Origin of the sequence: Brevibacterium sediminis (assembly GCF_013623905.1) — a bacterium.
GTDB lineage: Bacteria > Actinomycetota > Actinomycetes > Actinomycetales > Brevibacteriaceae > Brevibacterium > Brevibacterium sediminis.
Genome location: NZ_JABKDD010000002.1, coordinates 204,148 through 221,751, shown reverse-complemented (window position 1 = coordinate 221,751; position 17,604 = coordinate 204,148). Strand labels below are relative to the sequence as shown.

At 66.5% G+C, this 17,604-nt stretch carries 13 protein-coding genes; all 13 read left to right on the top strand.

Going from position 1 to position 17,604, the window contains the following annotated elements; genetic code table 11:
• Positions 1-55 precede the first annotated feature (55 nt).
• The 13 genes from HK108_RS05460 to HK108_RS05400 all read left to right on the top strand — a co-directional run bounded on the left by HK108_RS05460 (position 56) and on the right by HK108_RS05400 (position 17,535).
• A complete protein-coding gene (locus HK108_RS05460) occupies positions 56-859 on the top strand; it encodes an ammonia permease (RefSeq protein ID WP_229663971.1) in 804 nt (267 codons plus the stop codon).
• 170 nt (positions 860-1,029) lie between these two features.
• Positions 1,030-1,632 carry a heme-binding beta-barrel domain-containing protein gene (locus HK108_RS05455; protein WP_180345572.1) on the top strand — a complete coding sequence of 201 codons (603 nt, stop codon included), beginning with the start codon at positions 1,030-1,032 and terminating at the stop codon, positions 1,630-1,632.
• A 1-nt stretch (position 1,633) separates the two neighbouring features.
• On the top strand, positions 1,634-2,845 hold the full coding sequence (gene ygfZ / locus HK108_RS05450) for a CAF17-like 4Fe-4S cluster assembly/insertion protein YgfZ (RefSeq protein WP_139468094.1): 1,212 nt from the start codon (positions 1,634-1,636) through the stop codon (positions 2,843-2,845).
• A 207-nt stretch (positions 2,846-3,052) separates the two neighbouring features.
• On the top strand, positions 3,053-4,417 hold the full coding sequence (gene gabT, locus HK108_RS05445; protein WP_172171569.1) for a 4-aminobutyrate--2-oxoglutarate transaminase: 1,365 nt from the start codon (positions 3,053-3,055) through the stop codon (positions 4,415-4,417).
• Between the two features lie 104 nt (positions 4,418-4,521).
• The gene (locus tag HK108_RS05440; RefSeq protein WP_139468095.1) at positions 4,522-6,015 is read left to right on the top strand and encodes a sensor histidine kinase; all 1,494 of its coding nucleotides are present in this window, start codon (positions 4,522-4,524) and stop codon (positions 6,013-6,015) included.
• The gene (locus HK108_RS05435; RefSeq protein WP_229663972.1) at positions 6,015-6,794 is read left to right on the top strand and encodes a response regulator transcription factor; all 780 of its coding nucleotides are present in this window, start codon (positions 6,015-6,017) and stop codon (positions 6,792-6,794) included. Before HK108_RS05440 ends, HK108_RS05435 begins: the two co-directional genes overlap by 1 nt.
• A gap of 150 nt (positions 6,795-6,944) precedes the next feature.
• Positions 6,945-8,837, top strand: coding sequence for a PucR family transcriptional regulator (locus tag HK108_RS05430; RefSeq protein WP_181270781.1), 1,893 nt, complete (start codon positions 6,945-6,947; stop codon positions 8,835-8,837).
• A 149-nt stretch (positions 8,838-8,986) separates the two neighbouring features.
• Positions 8,987-10,516, top strand: a complete 1,530-nt coding sequence (locus HK108_RS05425) for a type III PLP-dependent enzyme domain-containing protein (RefSeq protein WP_229663973.1) — start codon at positions 8,987-8,989, stop codon at positions 10,514-10,516.
• A gap of 183 nt (positions 10,517-10,699) precedes the next feature.
• On the top strand, positions 10,700-12,520 hold the full coding sequence (locus HK108_RS05420) for an ABC transporter substrate-binding protein (protein WP_181270779.1): 1,821 nt from the start codon (positions 10,700-10,702) through the stop codon (positions 12,518-12,520).
• Positions 12,521-12,682: 162 nt separating this feature from the next.
• Positions 12,683-13,858: an ABC transporter permease gene (locus HK108_RS05415; RefSeq protein WP_229663974.1), complete on the top strand. Its 1,176-nt coding sequence runs from the start codon at positions 12,683-12,685 to the stop codon at positions 13,856-13,858.
• Positions 13,858-14,841 carry an ABC transporter permease gene (locus tag HK108_RS05410; RefSeq protein WP_229663975.1) on the top strand — a complete coding sequence of 328 codons (984 nt, stop codon included), beginning with the start codon at positions 13,858-13,860 and terminating at the stop codon, positions 14,839-14,841. The genes HK108_RS05415 and HK108_RS05410 overlap by 1 nt, the downstream gene beginning before the upstream one ends.
• On the top strand, positions 14,841-16,496 hold the full coding sequence (locus tag HK108_RS05405) for an ATP-binding cassette domain-containing protein (protein WP_181270778.1): 1,656 nt from the start codon (positions 14,841-14,843) through the stop codon (positions 16,494-16,496). Before HK108_RS05410 ends, HK108_RS05405 begins: the two co-directional genes overlap by 1 nt.
• Complete coding sequence (locus tag HK108_RS05400) at positions 16,489-17,535, top strand: S66 peptidase family protein (RefSeq protein ID WP_181270777.1); 1,047 nt, start codon at positions 16,489-16,491, stop codon at positions 17,533-17,535. Before HK108_RS05405 ends, HK108_RS05400 begins: the two co-directional genes overlap by 8 nt.
• The last annotated feature ends 69 nt before the right edge of the window (positions 17,536-17,604 follow it).

Genomic DNA, 17,604 nt, shown 5'->3' with positions numbered 1-17,604 from the left:
ACGCGCTGCCGCCGGTGGTTACCGCGGGTGTCGCCGGATAAGGCACGATAGTGCTGTGATCAGATGGATTCGAGTAGCCGTCGCCCTGGTGCTGGTGTTGGCCCTCAGTGCCTCCGTGTACTGGGGCTATACGCTGTTCCTGCTGGCGACCGGGCTCATCGTCTTCGGCGTCGCCTATGGCTGGCCGCGTCTGACGGACTCCCCGCAGCCGCGGGCGACGTCGATCATGCTCGCCCTCTTCGGCGTGGGTGGACTCTACGCCGCCTGGCAGGACTCAACGGCTCCCTACCTCGACTGGCTGCCCGTGCTCGCGGGACTCGGTCTGCTGTGGACCTTCGTGCAGAACCTCACCCGCGGAATCGGTGCCTCCTATGCGGTGGCGAACGTGTCCGCGCAGGTCTCCGGTCTCGTCATCGTCCTGTCCGCGAGCACCTGGGTTGCGGCGATCACCGTCCCCGGTGACAAGGAGGCCATCGTCATCGGCCTCGCCTCGCTCATCGTGGCGCAGTGTATGACCGCGCTGCCGTGGCCGGCGATCTACACCTCGCCGTTGGCCATCGCCATGTCCACGGCCGTGGCGGGGATCCTGTCGGTGCTCGTGTTCGCACAGGCGATCTCCTTGGCCATGGCGCTCGTCCTCGGTGTCATCATGGGCCTGCTCGTGGCAGCGGTCGATCGGATGCTCGGGCTCGTCGCCTATGCGAAGTTCCAGGCCGCCAACCTCGAGGCCTCACAGAACATCGAGGTGAAGAAGAACGTCGAGAAGGCCCGGAGCTTCGCCGTTCAGCTCGCCCTCGGTGCCGCCCCGATCGCGCTCGGCGGAGTCGTCGTCTACGCACTCGAACGCGTCGCTTCCTGACCCGGGCTGAATGCACATCACTTTGTCAGGAACTGTAGACTGGGAGCATGGATAATCTTGTTGCTCTCGAAATCGTCTTCTCCAGCCTCGTCGGCATTGCCGCTCTCGGTGCCCTGGGTGTCGGGATCAAGGTCGTCACGGCGCTGTTCAAAGACAACCGCTGATCCCTGATGGTGATCGAACTCGATGCCTCGGTCCATCCCGAGCTCGTCCCTCTGTCCTGGCTGATCGGGTCGTGGGAAGGCGTCGGTGTCGTCGGCTATGCGGACACTCCTGAGAAGCAGTTCGGCCAGCGCATCGACTTCGTCGCCCACGAGGGCACGCCCTTCCTCCAGTACACCGCGCATGCGTGGCTGCTCAGCGAGTCCGGTGATCTCGAGTCGACCCTGACTCTCGAGACCGGAATCTGGCAGCTCGTGCGTCAGCACGACGACGGCGACGTCGGCCCGGGAATGATGGTGCCGACCGAACAGCAGTCCTTCACCTCGGCCGCAGCGGTCGAAACCCTGCGCACGAACGACGACGCCTTCGAGATCGAAGCCGAGATCGTCCACCCGCACGGAGTCATGGAACTCTACGCCGGCACCGTCAAAGGACCGCGCATCGATCTGGCCACCGACGTGGTGGCCAGGACCAAGACCGCGAAGGAGTACACCGCCTCGACGCGGATGTACGGCCTCGTCGGCGGCGAACTCATGTGGGCCTGGGACATGGCAGCCATGGGCCACGAACTCGCCTCCCACTCCTCTGCCAGATTGAAGAAGCTGTCTTAAGATGACTGATCCCGTGTCGCCGAATTCTGACTTCAACGATTCGCCGTCGCCGGAGAACACCGACACCCCCACCGAGGCGGTTCGGCGCTCGTCGCTGGCCCGCGGACTGAGCTCGACCGCGGTGCTCGGAGCCGGCGACCTCGCCGAGACTCCCATCCACTACGGAGCTCCTCTGCGAGAGCAGCGCGTGCTCGAGGAGAAGGACGGTCTCGTCGACCTCGCTCATCTCCGCGTGCTGCGTCTGAGCGGACCCGACCGTCTGACCTGGCTGAACTCGATCACCACGCAGAAGATCGACACCCTGGCCCCCGGAGTGTCCACCGAAACCCTCGTGCTCGATCCGAACGGTCGCATCGAAGGCTGGCTGAAGCTCGTCGACGACGGTGAGGCGCTGTGGGCGATCAGCGACCTCAACACCGACGCGACACTGGACTTCCTGCGCAAGATGGTCTTCATGATGCGCGTCGAGATCGAGGATCTCAGCGACGACTATCAGTGCTTCGGCGCCATCACCGCTCTGCCGGAGACCCTGCCCGTCACCCGGACCTGGTCCGATCCGTGGCCGCACATCGGAAGCGGTTCGGCCTCCTACGCGCAGATCGACATCGGGCACGATGTCGCCGGAACCGACCATCCGGGTCTCGAGACTCCGTTCGTCATCGGCATCGTCAAGCGCTCCGATCTGCAGGGCCTGTCGGCGAACAGCCTCGACATGGCCGGCTTCGACGCCTGGGAGGCCCTGCGGATCGCCGCCTGGCGACCTGGCCGGAATGAAATCGATCACAAGGCCCTCGTCGGCGAACTCGACCTGCTGCGCACGGCCGTGCACCTGGCCAAGGGCTGCTACCGCGGTCAGGAAGCGGTGGCACGCGTCCACAATCTCGGTCAGCCGCCCAGGCGTCTGACCTTCGTCCATCTCGACGGGTCCGGGCACATCGCCCCGGACCCCGGCACCGAGGTGCTTGCCGAGGTCCGCGGGTCCGAACGATCAGTTGGCACTCTGACCTCGGTGACCGTGCACTGGGAGCTCGGACCGATCGGTCTGGCCGTAGTCAAACGGAACCTCGCCCCCGAGGCGCAGCTGAGCTTCGAAATCGGCGACGGCGAACGCGTCATCGGTGCTCAGGAGACGATCGTCGTGCCGATGCGCGAGCACGAGCGCGTGCTTCCGGAACGGAACAGGGACGTCGACGCCCGCGGTCAGAACCGCTGATTGCAGCGAATCTTGGGTGCGGCCAGGGGCTGCCTCTGTCCTCGTTGTGGGCGGTCCGACTCGGGGATTCGACGGTCGATGAACGGCTGCGGATTTCGTACCCGAACTGGCCCGAATCCGCGCGTTCGTCTCTCCGTCGCGGGCGGTTCTGCTCAGCCCTCGGACGGTAAGTGACAAAAAGCGTCGATAACCCCTATTCTTCCCCTTATGACAGCTTTGGAAATTGGCGGCGAAGCTCTGCCGCAGGAACGTAAGATCGTCACCGAGATTCCGGGACCGAAGTCCCGTGAGATCGAGGAACGTCGCAAGTCAGCCGTGGCGACCGGTGTCGGTTCGAGCCTGCCCGCCTACGTGGTCGCGGCCGGCGGCGGCATCCTCAAGGACGCCGACGGCAACCAGCTCATCGACCTCGGCTCGGGCATCGCCGTGACCACGGCCGGCAACGCGAACCCCCGCGTGGTCGAGGCCGCGAAGGCCCAGCTCGAGGCCTTCACCCACACCTGCTTCATGGTCAACCCGTACGAGAGCTACGTCGAGGTCGCCGAAGCCCTCAACCGCCTCACTCCGGGTGACCACGAGAAGCGCACCGTGCTGCTCAACTCCGGTGCCGAGGCCGTCGAGAACGCTGTGAAGATCGCTCGCGCCCACACCGGTCGCGACGCCGTCGTCGTCTTCGACCACGCTTACCACGGTCGGACCAACCTGACCATGGCGATGACTGCGAAGGCAGCACCCTACAAGGCCGGCTTCGGTCCCTTCGCCGGTGAGGTCTACCGCGCACCCATGTCCTACCCGTACCGCGACAACGATGCGGCCGGCACGAAGATCAGCGGTGAGGACGCAGCCAAGCGCGTCATCACGATGATCGAGAAGCAGATCGGCTCCGAATACGTCGCCGCGATCGTCATCGAACCCATCCAGGGTGAGGGCGGCTTCATCGTCCCGGCCGAGGGCTTCCTGCCCACGCTCGTCGACTACGCCCGCGAGAAGGGCATCGTCTTCGTCGCCGACGAGGTGCAGGCCGGATTCGCCCGCACCGGCAAGATGTTCGCCTCCGAGTGGGAGGGCATCGTGCCCGACCTCATCACCACGGCCAAGGGCATCGCGGGCGGTCTGCCGCTGTCGGCCGTGACCGGTCGCGCGGACATCATGGACTCGGTCGGACCGGGCCGCCTCGGCGGAACCTACGGCGGCAACCCCGCCGCCTGTGCCGCAGCACTCGGCGCCATCGCCTCTTACGAAGAGGACGGGCTGCCCGAGCGCGCCCTGGCCATCGGCGAGATCATCGTCGACCGCCTGACGAAGCTGCAGTCGAAGTACCCCGAGGTCGGCGACATCCGCGGCCGCGGTGCCATGATCGCCGCCGAGTTCGTCGAGCACGATTCGATCGAGCCGAACGCGGATCTGGTGAAGAAGATCGCGGACTACTGCGCGAAGAACGGCGTCCTCGTGCTCACCACGGGAACCTTCAGCAACATCCTGCGCTTCCTGCCGCCGCTGACGATCTCCGACGAGCTTCTGGGCGACGCCTTCGACGTCATCGAGGCAGCCCTCGCCGAACTCCTCGGCTGACCCTCCTCCCAATTACTACCTGACGGCGGCCCAGCAACCTCGCGCGAGGTTGCTGGGCCGCCGTCAGGTAGTTCGGGGGAGGCAGTTGTAGCACAATAGAGGCCATGACTTCAGAGATCGACAGCGCGACCGGCACGTCAGCGAGCGTCCCGGCCCGAGTGTGGCACTTCCTTCGGGGGCCTCGCTTCATCGATCTGCCGATCCGTCTGCTGGCCCTCATCATGGGGCTGACGATCCTGGTGCCAGGGTCGTTCGAGATCACCGAACCCCGCTACGCAGGCCTGCTCATCCTCGCCTACGGACTCATCGTCTTAGCCGGCTTCCTGCCGCTGAGCATCGTCATCGCGACGACCGGACTGGGCATCGCGTTCTCCATGCTCTACCCGGACCTGGAGAACATGTTCCCCGAGGCGCTCATCCTCGCCACCGCGGTCCTGATCAGCCGCCGCCGCTGGATCGGCTTCGCGCTGGGCACCATCGGACTGGCCGTCTACCTCGGCGCATCGACCCGACTCGGATCCTATGATGCCGGCTTCGAAGGGTTCACCGACCTCGGCTACGGCTGGCTGACCTACTCGACCCTCGGCCTGTGTGCGTCCTTCGTCGAAGCTCGAATCCGCAGTGAGATCGACCGCCGCGAACGCGCCGCCGTCGACCACCAGAAGTCACTCGATGCCATGCGCGCCCGGTTCACCAGTGACATGCACGACACCATCTCGCATTCGCTGACCACCGAATCCGCGATCATCCGCACCCTGGCGAAGGAAACCGATTCCGAGACCGCGGACCGTCTCCTCGCCGAGTTGGCGCTGGTCAACGCCGAGGCCACGAAACGGCTCCGACAGCTGGTGACGAGCCTGAGCAGGTGGGAGACCGAGGCCTGCTCCGGGGACTCCGCCACCTCTCGGGTCCGGTTCCGCGCCGAGGCGGAGCAGCTGACGACCGCGATCGAGGATGGGTGTGCGGCCGGTTCCGTTCCGCTGACCACCGAGCTCGCCCCGTTGCCGCCCCACGCGACAGGCACCTTGTCACACCATTTCCGGGCCGTGATGCTCGAGCTCGCCACGAATGTCATCCGCCACTCCGTTCCGGGCACCCCCGCCACCCTCGCCGTCGAAATGCGAGGTGAGCGCGGTGACCGGGCCGAACTGCTCTGCCGCAGCACGAACGAATCCCCGACCGCCCTGACCAAGGCGCCGAGGTCGCTGTCCCGCCGGGCCACGGCCGTGGGCGGCGTCTGCCGGGTGGACGAGGATGAACGGAGGAGAACCGTCGTCGAGGTGGCCCTGCCGGTCCGTTTCGTCTCCCCGTCCGCGCCGACTTCCTCGAAATCGCATACCGTGCGGTCTTCCTCGAATGTGGTCATGATCGACGTCGTCGATGATGACTTCGACACCAGCGCCGAGGCAACAGGTACTTTGCCGATCTCTGCTGAGTCGGCCGCCACCGACGCCCCCGACCGACTCACGGGCACGGACACCGCTGGTTCCGACCTCTCGGGCGAGGAGACCTACCGCCTCAGCAACGGCAGCCACAGCAGCGGCAGCCACAGCAATGGCACCCGCACGAAGGGCGGCCGGGACAAGGTCGACGCCTGATGACGTCGCACTCCCACACGGCCGCGCACACCACCGCGGCCCCGCACCGGACCTCGGAGGCGGCCCCTCACGTGAGACCGGAGACGACCATGCCGCAGGCCGACCACGACATGACCTCTGACTCCGCCGCACGCACCTCCGTGCTCGTCGTCGATGACGATTCGTGGACGACACGAGCGGTGGCAGCGGCGCTCGATGATGCGGGTTCCTTCCATGTCCTCGACCCGGTGCACTCCGGCGAAGAGGCCATCGCCGCTTTCGACGCCGAGCGTCCCGACCTCGTCCTCATGGACGTCAACATGCCGCCGGGAATGAGCGGCGTCGATGCGACGGCGGCGATCATGGACCTCGACCCCGAAGCCCGTGTTGTGCTCCTGACGACCGTATCGCCTGGTCCGGGAATCGCTCGCGGGCTCGAAGCCGGCGCACTCGCCGTGATCAACAAGACGGCCGGGGAGAGGGAACTCGTCTCGATCGTGCGGGCCGCCTCGGCGGGGGAGAGCCCCGAACTGCTCAGAGGGTTGGCCGAGGACATCGTCATCAGCGGAGATCCCCTGCCCGACGCCCCCGACTCGGCACCGCAGCTGACCGCCCGCGAGATGGAGCTGCTCACCCTGCTCTGCCAGGGCCACAGCTACGAGGAGATCGCCGCCGACCAATCGGTGGCCATGTCCACCATGAAGTCGCACGCCCGCAACCTGCGTCTCAAGCTGGGGGCGCGCAATCTCGCCCAGCTCGTCGTCCGCGCCCTCCAGTTCAAATTCTTCTCCCCGGAATGATCTGCCCCCGTCGAGGCGGCTGGCTGATTCGACTCAACCCCACCCCGCCGAGGCGGCCGACCCGTCCGGTTCATCCCACCCCACCGAGGCGACCGGTTCCGTTGACGCGGACCCTCCCGACCACTGTCGGTCGTTGACTACAGTGGGAGCATGACCGACACCGCGAGTCCGCGACTGTCCCGCCTGATCCGGGACACGGAGGGGTTCCTCCTGCCGCTGACGGAGGTGGCCGACGACGTCGCGGTCGCGCGAGTCGAATTCGGCTTCGACCTGCCAGCCGCTTCCACAGAGCCGTCGGCCGCAGCGCTCACTGCTCCACGCACGGCTCCGCTTACCGCTGCACGCACGGCTTCGACACCCGAGGCGGCTGACCACGGCTCCTTGAACGGCACAGTCGTCCTCGTCACCGAGCCGGTGCGCAGCCCTGCCGGGCTCGATTCCGTGCTGACCGACTATGCGGGAGCCGCCGCTCTCGTCGTCCCGCCCGGAACGCACAGCCACCTCGGTGACGAGGCCGATCTGCGGGGGAGTGCGGGCCGGGCTCCGGTCCTCCTCGAACGATCGCCGCATGTGACGTGGTCGGAGATCCTCGTCCATCTGCGACAGCTCATCGAGGGGGCGACGAGCGCCCTGGCCTGGCCTGATGTCGACGACCTCAGCGCCCTGGCCGCCGTCATCGCCGAAACCACGGGCGCGTCGATCACGATCGAGGACCCGGCCTCGCGAGTGCTCGCGCATGCGAACCTCGGCGACGAACTCGATGAGATCCGTCGCGAGACGATCCTGTCCGGGGCCATTCCCGACTGGCGGATCGCCGAACTCGAGGAATCCGGGTTCCTCGACACGATCCGCCGTTCCACCGATGTCGTCGAACGTCCCGCCGAAGGCACATCACCGGCTCGATCGGTCATCGCCCTGCGCAGCGAGGGCGAACTCATCGGGACGATCTGGGCGGCCTACCCGGCCGAGGTCGACCCCGAACCGCTGCGCCAGGTGCTGCGCGACGCAGCCCGCGCGGCCCTGCCCGTGATGCTTCGGACCCTGCGTCGGTCACCGTTCGAGAAGCGCATCCGCCGGGAGGCTCTCGGCGGGATCCTCGCCGGTTCGGCCGATCTCGGGCCGTCGGCGACCCTGCTGTCGCTGCCGTTCTCGGGCAGCTTCTGCGTCCTTGCCTTCACCGAGGTGGCCCCCGACCGAGAGCCCGTCCTGCGGTTCCATCTGCGGGCTGCCTTTGCCGATGCCGTGCTCGCGCACGTGAGCTCTGCCGGTGCCGCACACGCCGGACATAGTTCTGTCCCTGTCGGCCCGGCAGATGTCAGCATGGGTCGATCCGGAACCGGGGAGCGGGTCCACCTCGCGGCATTGGTGCAGATGAGCGAGCCGATGAACGCCGAACAGGTGCGCGATCACGTCATCGCCGCTCTGCGCAGGTCCCTGCCGAAGTCGGAGACCCTGTGCTTCGGAGTCGGCACCCCGGTCGACCGCCTCGATGCCGTGCACCGGTCGTGGACCGAAGCCGCATACGTCGTCGACGCCGTGCAGGCTGTCACCGAGGCGGGGCCTGGCGCGGACGACGAGGACGTGGACCCGACCCCACAGAAGAACTCGGGTACGCGCGCAAGTCCGAGTACTCACGGCCGAATCGTCGGGGCGGCCATCCGCGACGTGGCAGCGAGGGTCGTGGGTCTGCAGGTCGCCGATACGCTGCTGGCCGCAGATGAGCGCGTGATCGGCGGAGGGCCCGGACCGGCCGACGGACGAGCACCCACCGGCCAGCGGGCTCAGGCGGGCGCAGGAGTACTCGGTCCGGCACAGGCACTGGCGGCTCACGACTCTCAGCACAACGGCAGCCTGCTCGAGACCCTGCGCGTCTACTTCGCCACGGTCGGCAACTCGGCCGAGGCCTCCCGCCGACTTCATGTGCACACGAATTCGCTGCGGCATCGCCTCGGCCGCATCGAGGAGATCACCGGACTCTCAACGGCGGAACCGGCCGAGCGGCTCTGGCTCGAACTCTCCGTGCTCGCTCACGACCGGTCGTGAGAAACCTACAATCAGCCCCCGCGAACATTGGCGAATTATCGTGCGTTCTTCGAGGTCAGCCGTCCTAAAGTGACAACAGATCTCGAACAAAGGACGTTATGCCCAGTCACCACCATGCGATTCCGAACCGTCGCGCCCGAGCAATCCGAATGATCGCAGAGAACAGTGTGTCGCCTCACCGCTCAGCCGATCCGGCACAGTCGGCACACGCCTCCGCACCGTCGGATTCGGCTCCTGCGCAGCCGGATGCCGCACCCGCGCAACCGGACTCCGTCCCGGCGCTGACCGATGAGGCGGCTGTGCTCGGACTCATGGATCTTGATTGGGTCGACACCGCCTTCGACCGGCTGACCTCGGCATTCGCATCAGATCGCGAGGTGCTCCACGCAGTGGCGTGCAAGGCGGTGCCGCTGCCGTCGTTGCTGCGCCGGTTCGCCGAGGTGGGAGCCGGCTGCGAGGTCGCCAGCCCCGGCGAACTCGAACTCGCCCTCTCGGCCGGGTTCGCACCCGACCGCATCGTCTTCGACTCCCCGGCCAAGACCTGGGCCGAACTGTGCCGGGCCGTCGACCTCGGCGTCTCGATCAATGTCGACAACTTCGACGAACTCTCCCGCCTCGACACGATCCTGGCGGATCGGAACAGCACGGCCGTCACAGACGCCGCGCCCGCCTCGGCCAAAATCGGAATCCGCATCAATCCGCAGTCGGGCACGGGCACGATCGGCGCCTTGAGCACCGCCACCGAAACCTCGAAATTCGGTATCGGCCTCGCCGACCCGGGTGCCCGCGAGGCCCTCATCGAGGCCTACCTCGCTCGCCCATGGCTGAGCCAGATCCACGTCCACTCCGGCTCGCAGGGCATCAGCCTCGACAAGGCCGCCGTCGGAATCCGCGCCGCCGTCGACCTCGCCGAGGAGATCAACTCCCGTGCCTCGACCAGGCGGATCACGCGCATCGACATCGGCGGGGGACTGTCGGTGAACTTCGACGGTGAGGACATCACCCCGACCTTCGCCGACTACCGCTCGGTGCTCGAGGAGGAGGTGCCGGGCCTGTTCGGCTTCGACATCGTCACCGAATTCGGCCGCGCCCTCCTCGCAAAGGCCGGCACTATCCTCACCCGCGTCGAATACGCGAAGACCACCGGCGGGCGCCGCATCGTCATGACCCAGGCCGGCGTCCAGGTCGCCACCCGCACCGCTTATGCCCCGAACGACTGGCCCCTGCGGATCCTGCCGTTCACCTCGGACGGGAACCCCAAGACCGCCGAAGAGGCCGACACCGAGGTCGTCCCGACCGACGTCGCCGGACCCGCCTGCTTCTCCGGCGACCTCCTGGCCCGGGATCGGATGCTGCCGCGTCTCGACGCGGGTGACCTCGTCGCCGTGCCCGAGACAGGTGCCTATTACTTCTCGAATCCGTTCTCCTACAATCTGCTCCCGCGGGTGCCGATCTTCGGCTACCGCACTGCTCCCGACGGCGGCATCGAGTTCAGCATCATCCGCCGCGGGCAGACGATCGCTGAGATCCTCGCCGAGGCGGGCGAGACCGAACTGCGCCCACTGAGCCCGGCGAACCGCGGGCTGAGCCCGGCGAGCCGCGCGTTGAGCCCGGACGGACGTGCGCTGAACCCGGACGATCGCGAAACCGCTGCCGAACCTCTTGCCCACGGCAGCTGATTTCGAACCGCCTGTGGCATCTGCACAGTGACCGGCTGGCATATTTGTGTGTTGTTGTGCCGTTTTCACGTCACTTCGAACGTAGAGTGATGGAGAACACATCTGCTCTGACCCGGGAGAACACCCCGATTCACCCGGGTCAGGGGAGGACAAGTGAATCACCGCACGAGAAGAAAGACGAAGATGTTCACTTCACACTCACTGCGCAGAGGCTGGCAACGGTGCCTGGCCGGCGTCGCAGCACTCGCCCTTGCCGGATCGATGGCCGCCGCCCCGGCGCAGGCCGCCACCTCGGAGGCTCCGGCCTCCGAGAACGTGCTGCGGATCGCCACCGACGGTTTCATCGACTCCTTCAACCCGTTCACGTCCTTCTACCTCGTGCCGACGAACACCTTCCGGTACATGTACGAGAACCTCGTGGCCAACGACGCCAAGGACGGTTCGATCACCGAGGGGCTCGCCACCGAATGGAACACGGACTCCGAGGGCAAGGTCTGGACCTACACGATCCGTCCGGACATGAAATGGTCCGACGGTGAACCGCTGACCTCGAAAGACGTCGCCTGGACCTACAACCAGATGATGGAGAAGGAAGAGATGGCGGTGGCCAACGGCAGCCTCGTCGAAAACTTCGACAAGGTCGAGGCCCCCGACGACGGCACCGTCAAGATCACTCTGAAGAAGCCGCAGGCGAACAACCCCGGCCAAGAGATCCCCGTCGTGCCCGAGCACGTCTGGTCGAAGATCGACAAGCCCGGCGAATTCAAGAACGATGAGAAGTCCGTCGGCTCGGGACCCTTCCAGCTCGAGAGCTACGAGGCGAACAAGTCGATCACGCTCAAGGCGAACCCGAACTTCTGGCGCGGCAAGCCGAAGCTCGACGAGATCCAGTACCGCTACTACACGAACTCAGATGCGCAGGTGCAGGCGATCCGCTCCGGCGAAGTCGACTTCATCACTGGGCTCAGCCCCGACCAGTTCACGGCGCTGGAGAACGCGGACAACGTCGAACTCAACGACGGCAACGGCCGCCGCTTCAATGGAATCTCCATCAACCCGGGCGTCGCCGACGCCAAGGGCAAGGAATTCGGCACCGGCAATGAGGCGCTGAAGGACAAGAAGGTCCGCCAGGCAATCCGCGCCGGCATCGACACCGAGACCCTGCGCAAACAGGTCATGCAGGACTATGCGCAGCCGGCCACGAGCTTCATTCCTGCCGTCTACCCGGACTGGGCACTCAAGTCCGACAACTCCGTCATCAGCGGATTCGACGTGGCCGAGGCGAAGAAGCTCCTCGACGACGCCGGCTGGAAGGAAGGATCCGGCGGCATCCGCGAGAAGGACGGTGAGAAGCTGCAGCTGCGCTTCCTCACCGACGCCGACGCGCCGATCGAACAGAGCACCGCGAAGTTCCTCAAACCGTGGATGAAGGACATCGGCATCGACCTGAAGAACGAGTCCTCTGACGTCGACACGGTGTCCGAACGCACCACCAAGGGCGACTACGATATGTACTTCTCCGGCTGGTCGATCAATCCCGATCCCGACTACCAGCTGAGCATCAACACCTGCGGTCAGCGCCCCGACGCCGACGGCAACGGCGGCACCAGCCAAGACGGCTGGTGCAACAAGGAATTCGACAAGCTCTATCAGGCTCAGCACGTCGAGCTCGACCAGGCCAAGCGTCAGGACCTCGTGCAGAAGGCCCAGGCCATCCACTACGAGGAAGCCCCCTCGGTGACGCTGTGGTACCCGAACCAGCTCGAGGCCTACCGCTCCGACCGGTTCGACAACTTCACCAAACAGCCCAGCGACGGCGGTGCCATCGCCAACCAGGTCGGCTACTGGGGATATTCCTCGGTCGAACCCGTCAGCGAAGAGGAAGCCACCGGCGGCGGAATGGGCGCAGGAGGGTGGATCGGCATCGCGGCAGCGGTCATCGTCGTCCTCGGCGGAGGCGGCTGGCTGCTCAGCCGTCGCAAGAAGTCCGACGACCGCGAATAGTCCCCACACCCACAGTCCGGGTGCCGCACCATCCGCACCACCTGCGGCACCCGGACTCACGGGCCAGTCCGCACCACCTGCGGCACCCGGACCCGCGGGCCAGTCCGCACCACCCGCGGCACCCGGGCCCACGGGCCCGTCCCCACCATCTGGAGCACCACAGTGAGCACACCCACCCACGATCCCCAGTCCGGGGATCGCCCTGACCGAGGACCGGGCACGGCGAACCCGGGCACCGACCCCACGAACCCCAGCCCCGCCTCGGCGAAGGGATCCGCGGCAACCGCCGACGCGAACCCCGCCGACCCGGCGAACCCCGCCGACGCGAACCCCGCCACCGTCGATATGGACGAACCACCGGCCGGCGGATCGTTCACCCGCTACTTCCTGCGCAAGCTCGGCGGGGCCGCGACCTCGATGGTCCTCGTCATCGTGCTCGGCTTCTTCGCCTTCCGCATGCTGCCCGGCGATCCCGTGCTCAAGATCGCGAAGGAACGGCCGATGTCGCCGGCGCAGATCGCCGAACTGCGCAGCCAATACGGACTCGACAAACCCGTGATCGTCCAGTTCTGGGACTACCTCGTCGGCATCGTCACCGGCGACCTCGGCGAGTCCTACGTGTACCGGAAATCCGTGTCCTCGCTCATCGGCGAATACCTCGGCCCGACGCTGCTGCTCACCGCCACCGCGGCCGTCATCGCCATCGTCCTGGGCCTGTGGCTCGGACAGATCTCGGCCTGGCGCCGCAACACCCTGTTCGACAAGCTCGCCTCCTCGACCTCGCTGATCTTCTGGTCCGTGCCGACGTTCTGGCTCGGCCTCATCCTGCTCATGATCTTCGGCGGCACCCTCCAATGGCTGCCCACCGGCGGCATGATCACTCCCGGCCTCGACCCATGGTCACCGGCCGGAATCATCGACGTCATCAAACACCTCATCCTCCCCGTCGTCTCGCTCGTCGCCGTCGTCTACGCACAGTTCCTCATGATCATGCGCGCCTCCCTGCTCGAGGAGATGAACGAGGACTACCTCACGACCGCCCGCGCGAAAGGACTCACCGAGGATGAGGTCCGCCGCCGTCACGCCGTGCCGAATGCGCTGCTGCCGACCGTCACCGTCGTCTTCCTCCACATCGGCGGACTCATCGCCGGCGCCGTCACGGTCGAAGCCGTGTTCTCGTGGCCGGGACTGGGCAAGCTCACCTTCGAAGCCATCCGCGGCCCCGACCTGCCGCTGCTGCAGGGCACCTTCGTCGTGTTCTCGGCGATCATCATCGTGATGAACCTCGCCGCCGACATCGTCTACCGATTCCTCGATCCCCGCGTCAGGAGGGCCTGATGAGCGCGAACACCCCCGCCGAGGCGGCCCCCGGCCCCTCATCGAACGAACCGAATCCGCGTGGTTCGGAAACACGGGGATCCATCCCTGTCGTCGACGGCGCGAAGCTCGTGCGCGAACGCCGCCTGAACAACGCGAAGAAGAACTGGGCGCTCTTCCGCTCCGACGTTCCGGCGCTCATCGGCGCCGTCGTGCTCCTCTTCTTCATCGTCATCGCGATCGCCGCACCGCTCATCGCCCCGGCCTCGATGCTCGATGTCACGAAGCAGCTCGACGTGCCGCGCTATGCCCCGCCGAGCCTCGACCACCCCTTGGGCACCGATGACCTGGGACGGGAGCTGTGGGTGCGCATCCTCTGGGGAGCGCGCGTGTCGATCCTCGTCGGCGTCGCAGCGACCGTCATGTCCATGATCATCGGCACCATCATGGGCCTGGCCGCCGGTCACTTCACAGGACTGTTCGGCGGCGTCATCATGCGCATCGTCGACTTCTTCATCGTCCTGCCGTCCCTGCTTCTCGCGATCGTGCTCTCCTCCGTGCTCGAACGCGGAGTCTTCACGATCGTCGTCGCCATCGGACTGACCTCATGGGCGTCCACGGCACGGATCGTGCGCTCACAGACCTTGAGCGTCGAATCTCGGCTCTACATCGAAAGGGCGCGCATCCTCGGTGCCGGTCATTCCCACATCCTGTTTCGTCACCTGCTGCCTGCGGTGATGCCGCTCGTGCTCGCGAACACGACGCTGACCGTCGGTGGGGCGATCATCGCCGAATCGACGCTGTCGTTCCTCGGCCTCGGGGACACGTCGAAGGAATCGTGGGGCACGATCCTGAAGAACTCGATGGACGTGTCCGCGGCGACCTCCGGCTACTGGTGGTACGTGCTCACCCCGGGTGTGGCGATCCTGCTCGTCGTGCTCGCCTTCACGATGGTCGGGCGCGCATTCGAGGCCATCATCAACCCTGCCCTGAGGAGCCGCTGATGACCGATCTGCAATTCGAGAACGTCTCGATCACCTACCGCTCCTCATCCGACCGCGGCGACGTCGTCGCCGTGGAAGACGTCAGCCTCGACCTGCCCGCCGGTGCCACCCTGGGCATCGCGGGGGAGTCCGGGTCGGGGAAGTCGACCCTGATCATGTCGGCTCTGCGCCTGCTGCCGAAGTCGGCTCGCCTCGACGGGCGGGTCCTCCTCGGCGGGCAGGACATCCGGGAGCTGAGCTTCGGCCAGATCCGCGCGGTCCGGTGGGCGCAGGCCTCGATCGTCTTCCAAGGAGCTCTGCACTCTCTCAACCCCGTCCGCGAGGTGGGGCAACAGATCATCGAAGCCCTCGAACATCACTCGAAGGGCACGTGGACGACCCCGCAGAAGCGCCGCGACCGGATGTTCGAACTCCTCGCCGAGGTCAACCTCGAGGCATCGAAGTCGAGCGCATATCCGCACGAGCTCTCCGGCGGGCAGAAACAGCGCATCATGATCGCCATGGCGCTCGCCTGTGAACCCGATATCATCATCGCCGACGAGCCGACGACTGCCCTCGACGTCATCGTGCAGAAGCAGATCCTGTCCGGCCTGGCCCGCCTCGTCGCCGAACGCGGAATCTCCCTGCTGATGATCAGCCACGACCTCGCCGTGCTCTCGGCCGTGTGCGCGAAACTCGCGATCATGCGTCACGGCCGCCTCGTCGAATACGGACCGAGCGACGAAGTGTGCCTGTCTCCGCAGGAGGACTACACGAAGCAGCTGGCCGGTGCGTTTCCGCAGATCGGGGACCCCGAATCCCGGCTGAATCCCCGAACACTCAAACCCGCCGAGGTGGTCCGGGCCGAACCATTCACCATGACGGATGAGGTAGTGCTCGAGGCGAAGGATCTCAGTGTCTCCTTCGACACCCGGCGGGGTCGTGAACGTGCGGTGCGCGGTGTGGACCTGCAGCTGCGGAAGGCGGAGATCCTCGCCGTCGTCGGCCAGTCCGGCTCGGGGAAGACGACTCTGGCACGGTCGCTGCTCGGTCTGCAGGAGGTGGAAGCGGGTTCGCAGCTGTCGTTCGCGGGCAAGGCTCTGCCGAAGAAGGCGAAGGAGCTGCGAGCATTTCGGCAGAAGGTGCAGATGATTCTGCAGGATCCGGCCGGATCGCTCAATCCCAAGCGCAGCGTGTACGAGGCCGTGGTCGAGGGCTTGAAGGTGCAGGGAATCAAGGACCGGGAGTACGAGAGGGTCATCGGCGCGCTCGAAGCCGCCGAGCTCACCCCGGCCGAGGACTATCTCGAGTCGATTCCGCAGGAGCTCTCCGGCGGACAGCGGCAGCGCGTCGTCATCGCCGGCGCACTGGCTCTCGACCCGCAGGTGCTCATCGCCGATGAGCCGGTGGCGTCGCTGGATGCCTCGGTGCGCGGGGAGATCCTGTCGCTGTTCCTCGCGCTGAAGAAGAACTTCGGGATGAGCGCGCTCATCATCACCCACGACCTCGGCCTGGCCTGGAACATCGCGGATACGGTGGCGGTGATGAAGAGAGGGGAGATCGTCGAATACGGTGAGGTCGACAGGGTGCTGTCCGATCCGCAGCACGAGTACACGCAGGAGCTGCTCGCCGCGGTTCCCCGACTGGGAAGTCAGAGTCTGGTGAGGAATGAGTAAGTCGAGCCCCTATCTCGATTCTGCACCGCTGGCGCCCGGTGACACCGTTCGCCTCATTGCGCCGTCGGGACCCACCGACGAGGAGTCGCTGCAGCGAGCCATCGCCCAGCTCGAATCCTGGGGGTTGCGCGTTGTGCCCGGTGAGAACATCCGCGCCCGCCATCCGAGGGTGAAGTACCTGGCCGGCACGGACGCCGAGCGCCGGGCCGATCTCGTCGACGCGTGGTGCGATCCGGACACGGATGCGGTCATCGCGCTCCGCGGAGGGTTCGGAGCCATGCGCCTGCTCGACGGCATCGACTTCGACCTCATGCGCCGGCACATGCTGCGCAGGGACGGCCGTCCCAAGCTGCTCACCGGCTCCTCGGACATCACCGCACTCCACCAGGCCTGGGAACACCACCTCGGCGTCGCGACTCTGTTCTGCCCGATGGTCGGCAATGACCCGTTCAAGAACTCGACGGTCGTGCCCGACGAGGTGGCCTCGTGGCTGTTTCATCCCTGGGGCGGGCGCGAACTCGGATTCCCCGCAGAGGCCTCGACGGAGGGCACCGCTGCGGCGGAGCAGACCGCTGCGACCCGCCCGCTCAGCCGGGCGCAGACGTTGGTTCCGGGGTCGGCGAGGGGCCGCCTCGGCGGGGGAAATCTCAGTCTCATCGCCGCGGGGATGGGCAGTCCCGAGCTCATCGACGTGCGGGAACGACGCGAGCATCGGGGTCCGAGCATCCTCATGCTCGAAGACGTCGACGAGGAGCTGTACCGGCTCGACAATCTCATGGTGCAGCTGGTCCGCGGCGGGTGGTTCACCTCGGCGGATGCGGTGGTGCTCGGCTCGTGGGAGGACTGCGCGCCCGTCCACGAGGTGGAGGCGCTGATGATCGACTACCTCGGCGGTCTGGGAATCCCGATCGTGTCTGAGATGGGCTTCGGCCACGATCCCGATGCGCCGAGCGCCCCACTCGGCGTCGACGTCACGCTCAAGGCGGAGCCCGGGGAACGGCCGCGGCTGTGGGTGGATCACGCGGGTGGGCAGGCATGATGGTGCCGACCACGTGCCGATGGCCCGGCTCGGTGAGGCGAACGAATCGCGGGCGCGCAGACATGAACG

What these genes read in the sequence shown, in the direction of transcription:
- HK108_RS05440 (WP_139468095.1), top strand. Translation starts at nt 4,522, where the DNA reads ATGACTTCAGAGATCGACAGCGCGACCGGCACGTCAGCGAGCGTCCCG.
- HK108_RS05405 (WP_181270778.1), top strand. Translation starts at nt 14,841, where the DNA reads ATGACCGATCTGCAATTCGAGAACGTCTCGATCACCTACCGCTCCTCA.
- HK108_RS05435 (WP_229663972.1), top strand. Translation starts at nt 6,015, where the DNA reads ATGACGTCGCACTCCCACACGGCCGCGCACACCACCGCGGCCCCGCAC.
- HK108_RS05425 (WP_229663973.1), top strand. Translation starts at nt 8,987, where the DNA reads ATGATCGCAGAGAACAGTGTGTCGCCTCACCGCTCAGCCGATCCGGCA.
- HK108_RS05400 (WP_181270777.1), top strand. Translation starts at nt 16,489, where the DNA reads ATGAGTAAGTCGAGCCCCTATCTCGATTCTGCACCGCTGGCGCCCGGT.
- HK108_RS05430 (WP_181270781.1), top strand. Translation starts at nt 6,945, where the DNA reads ATGACCGACACCGCGAGTCCGCGACTGTCCCGCCTGATCCGGGACACG.
- gabT (WP_172171569.1), top strand. Translation starts at nt 3,053, where the DNA reads ATGACAGCTTTGGAAATTGGCGGCGAAGCTCTGCCGCAGGAACGTAAG.
- ygfZ (WP_139468094.1), top strand. Translation starts at nt 1,634, where the DNA reads ATGACTGATCCCGTGTCGCCGAATTCTGACTTCAACGATTCGCCGTCG.
- HK108_RS05420 (WP_181270779.1), top strand. Translation starts at nt 10,700, where the DNA reads ATGTTCACTTCACACTCACTGCGCAGAGGCTGGCAACGGTGCCTGGCC.
- HK108_RS05410 (WP_229663975.1), top strand. Translation starts at nt 13,858, where the DNA reads ATGAGCGCGAACACCCCCGCCGAGGCGGCCCCCGGCCCCTCATCGAAC.
- HK108_RS05455 (WP_180345572.1), top strand. Translation starts at nt 1,030, where the DNA reads ATGGTGATCGAACTCGATGCCTCGGTCCATCCCGAGCTCGTCCCTCTG.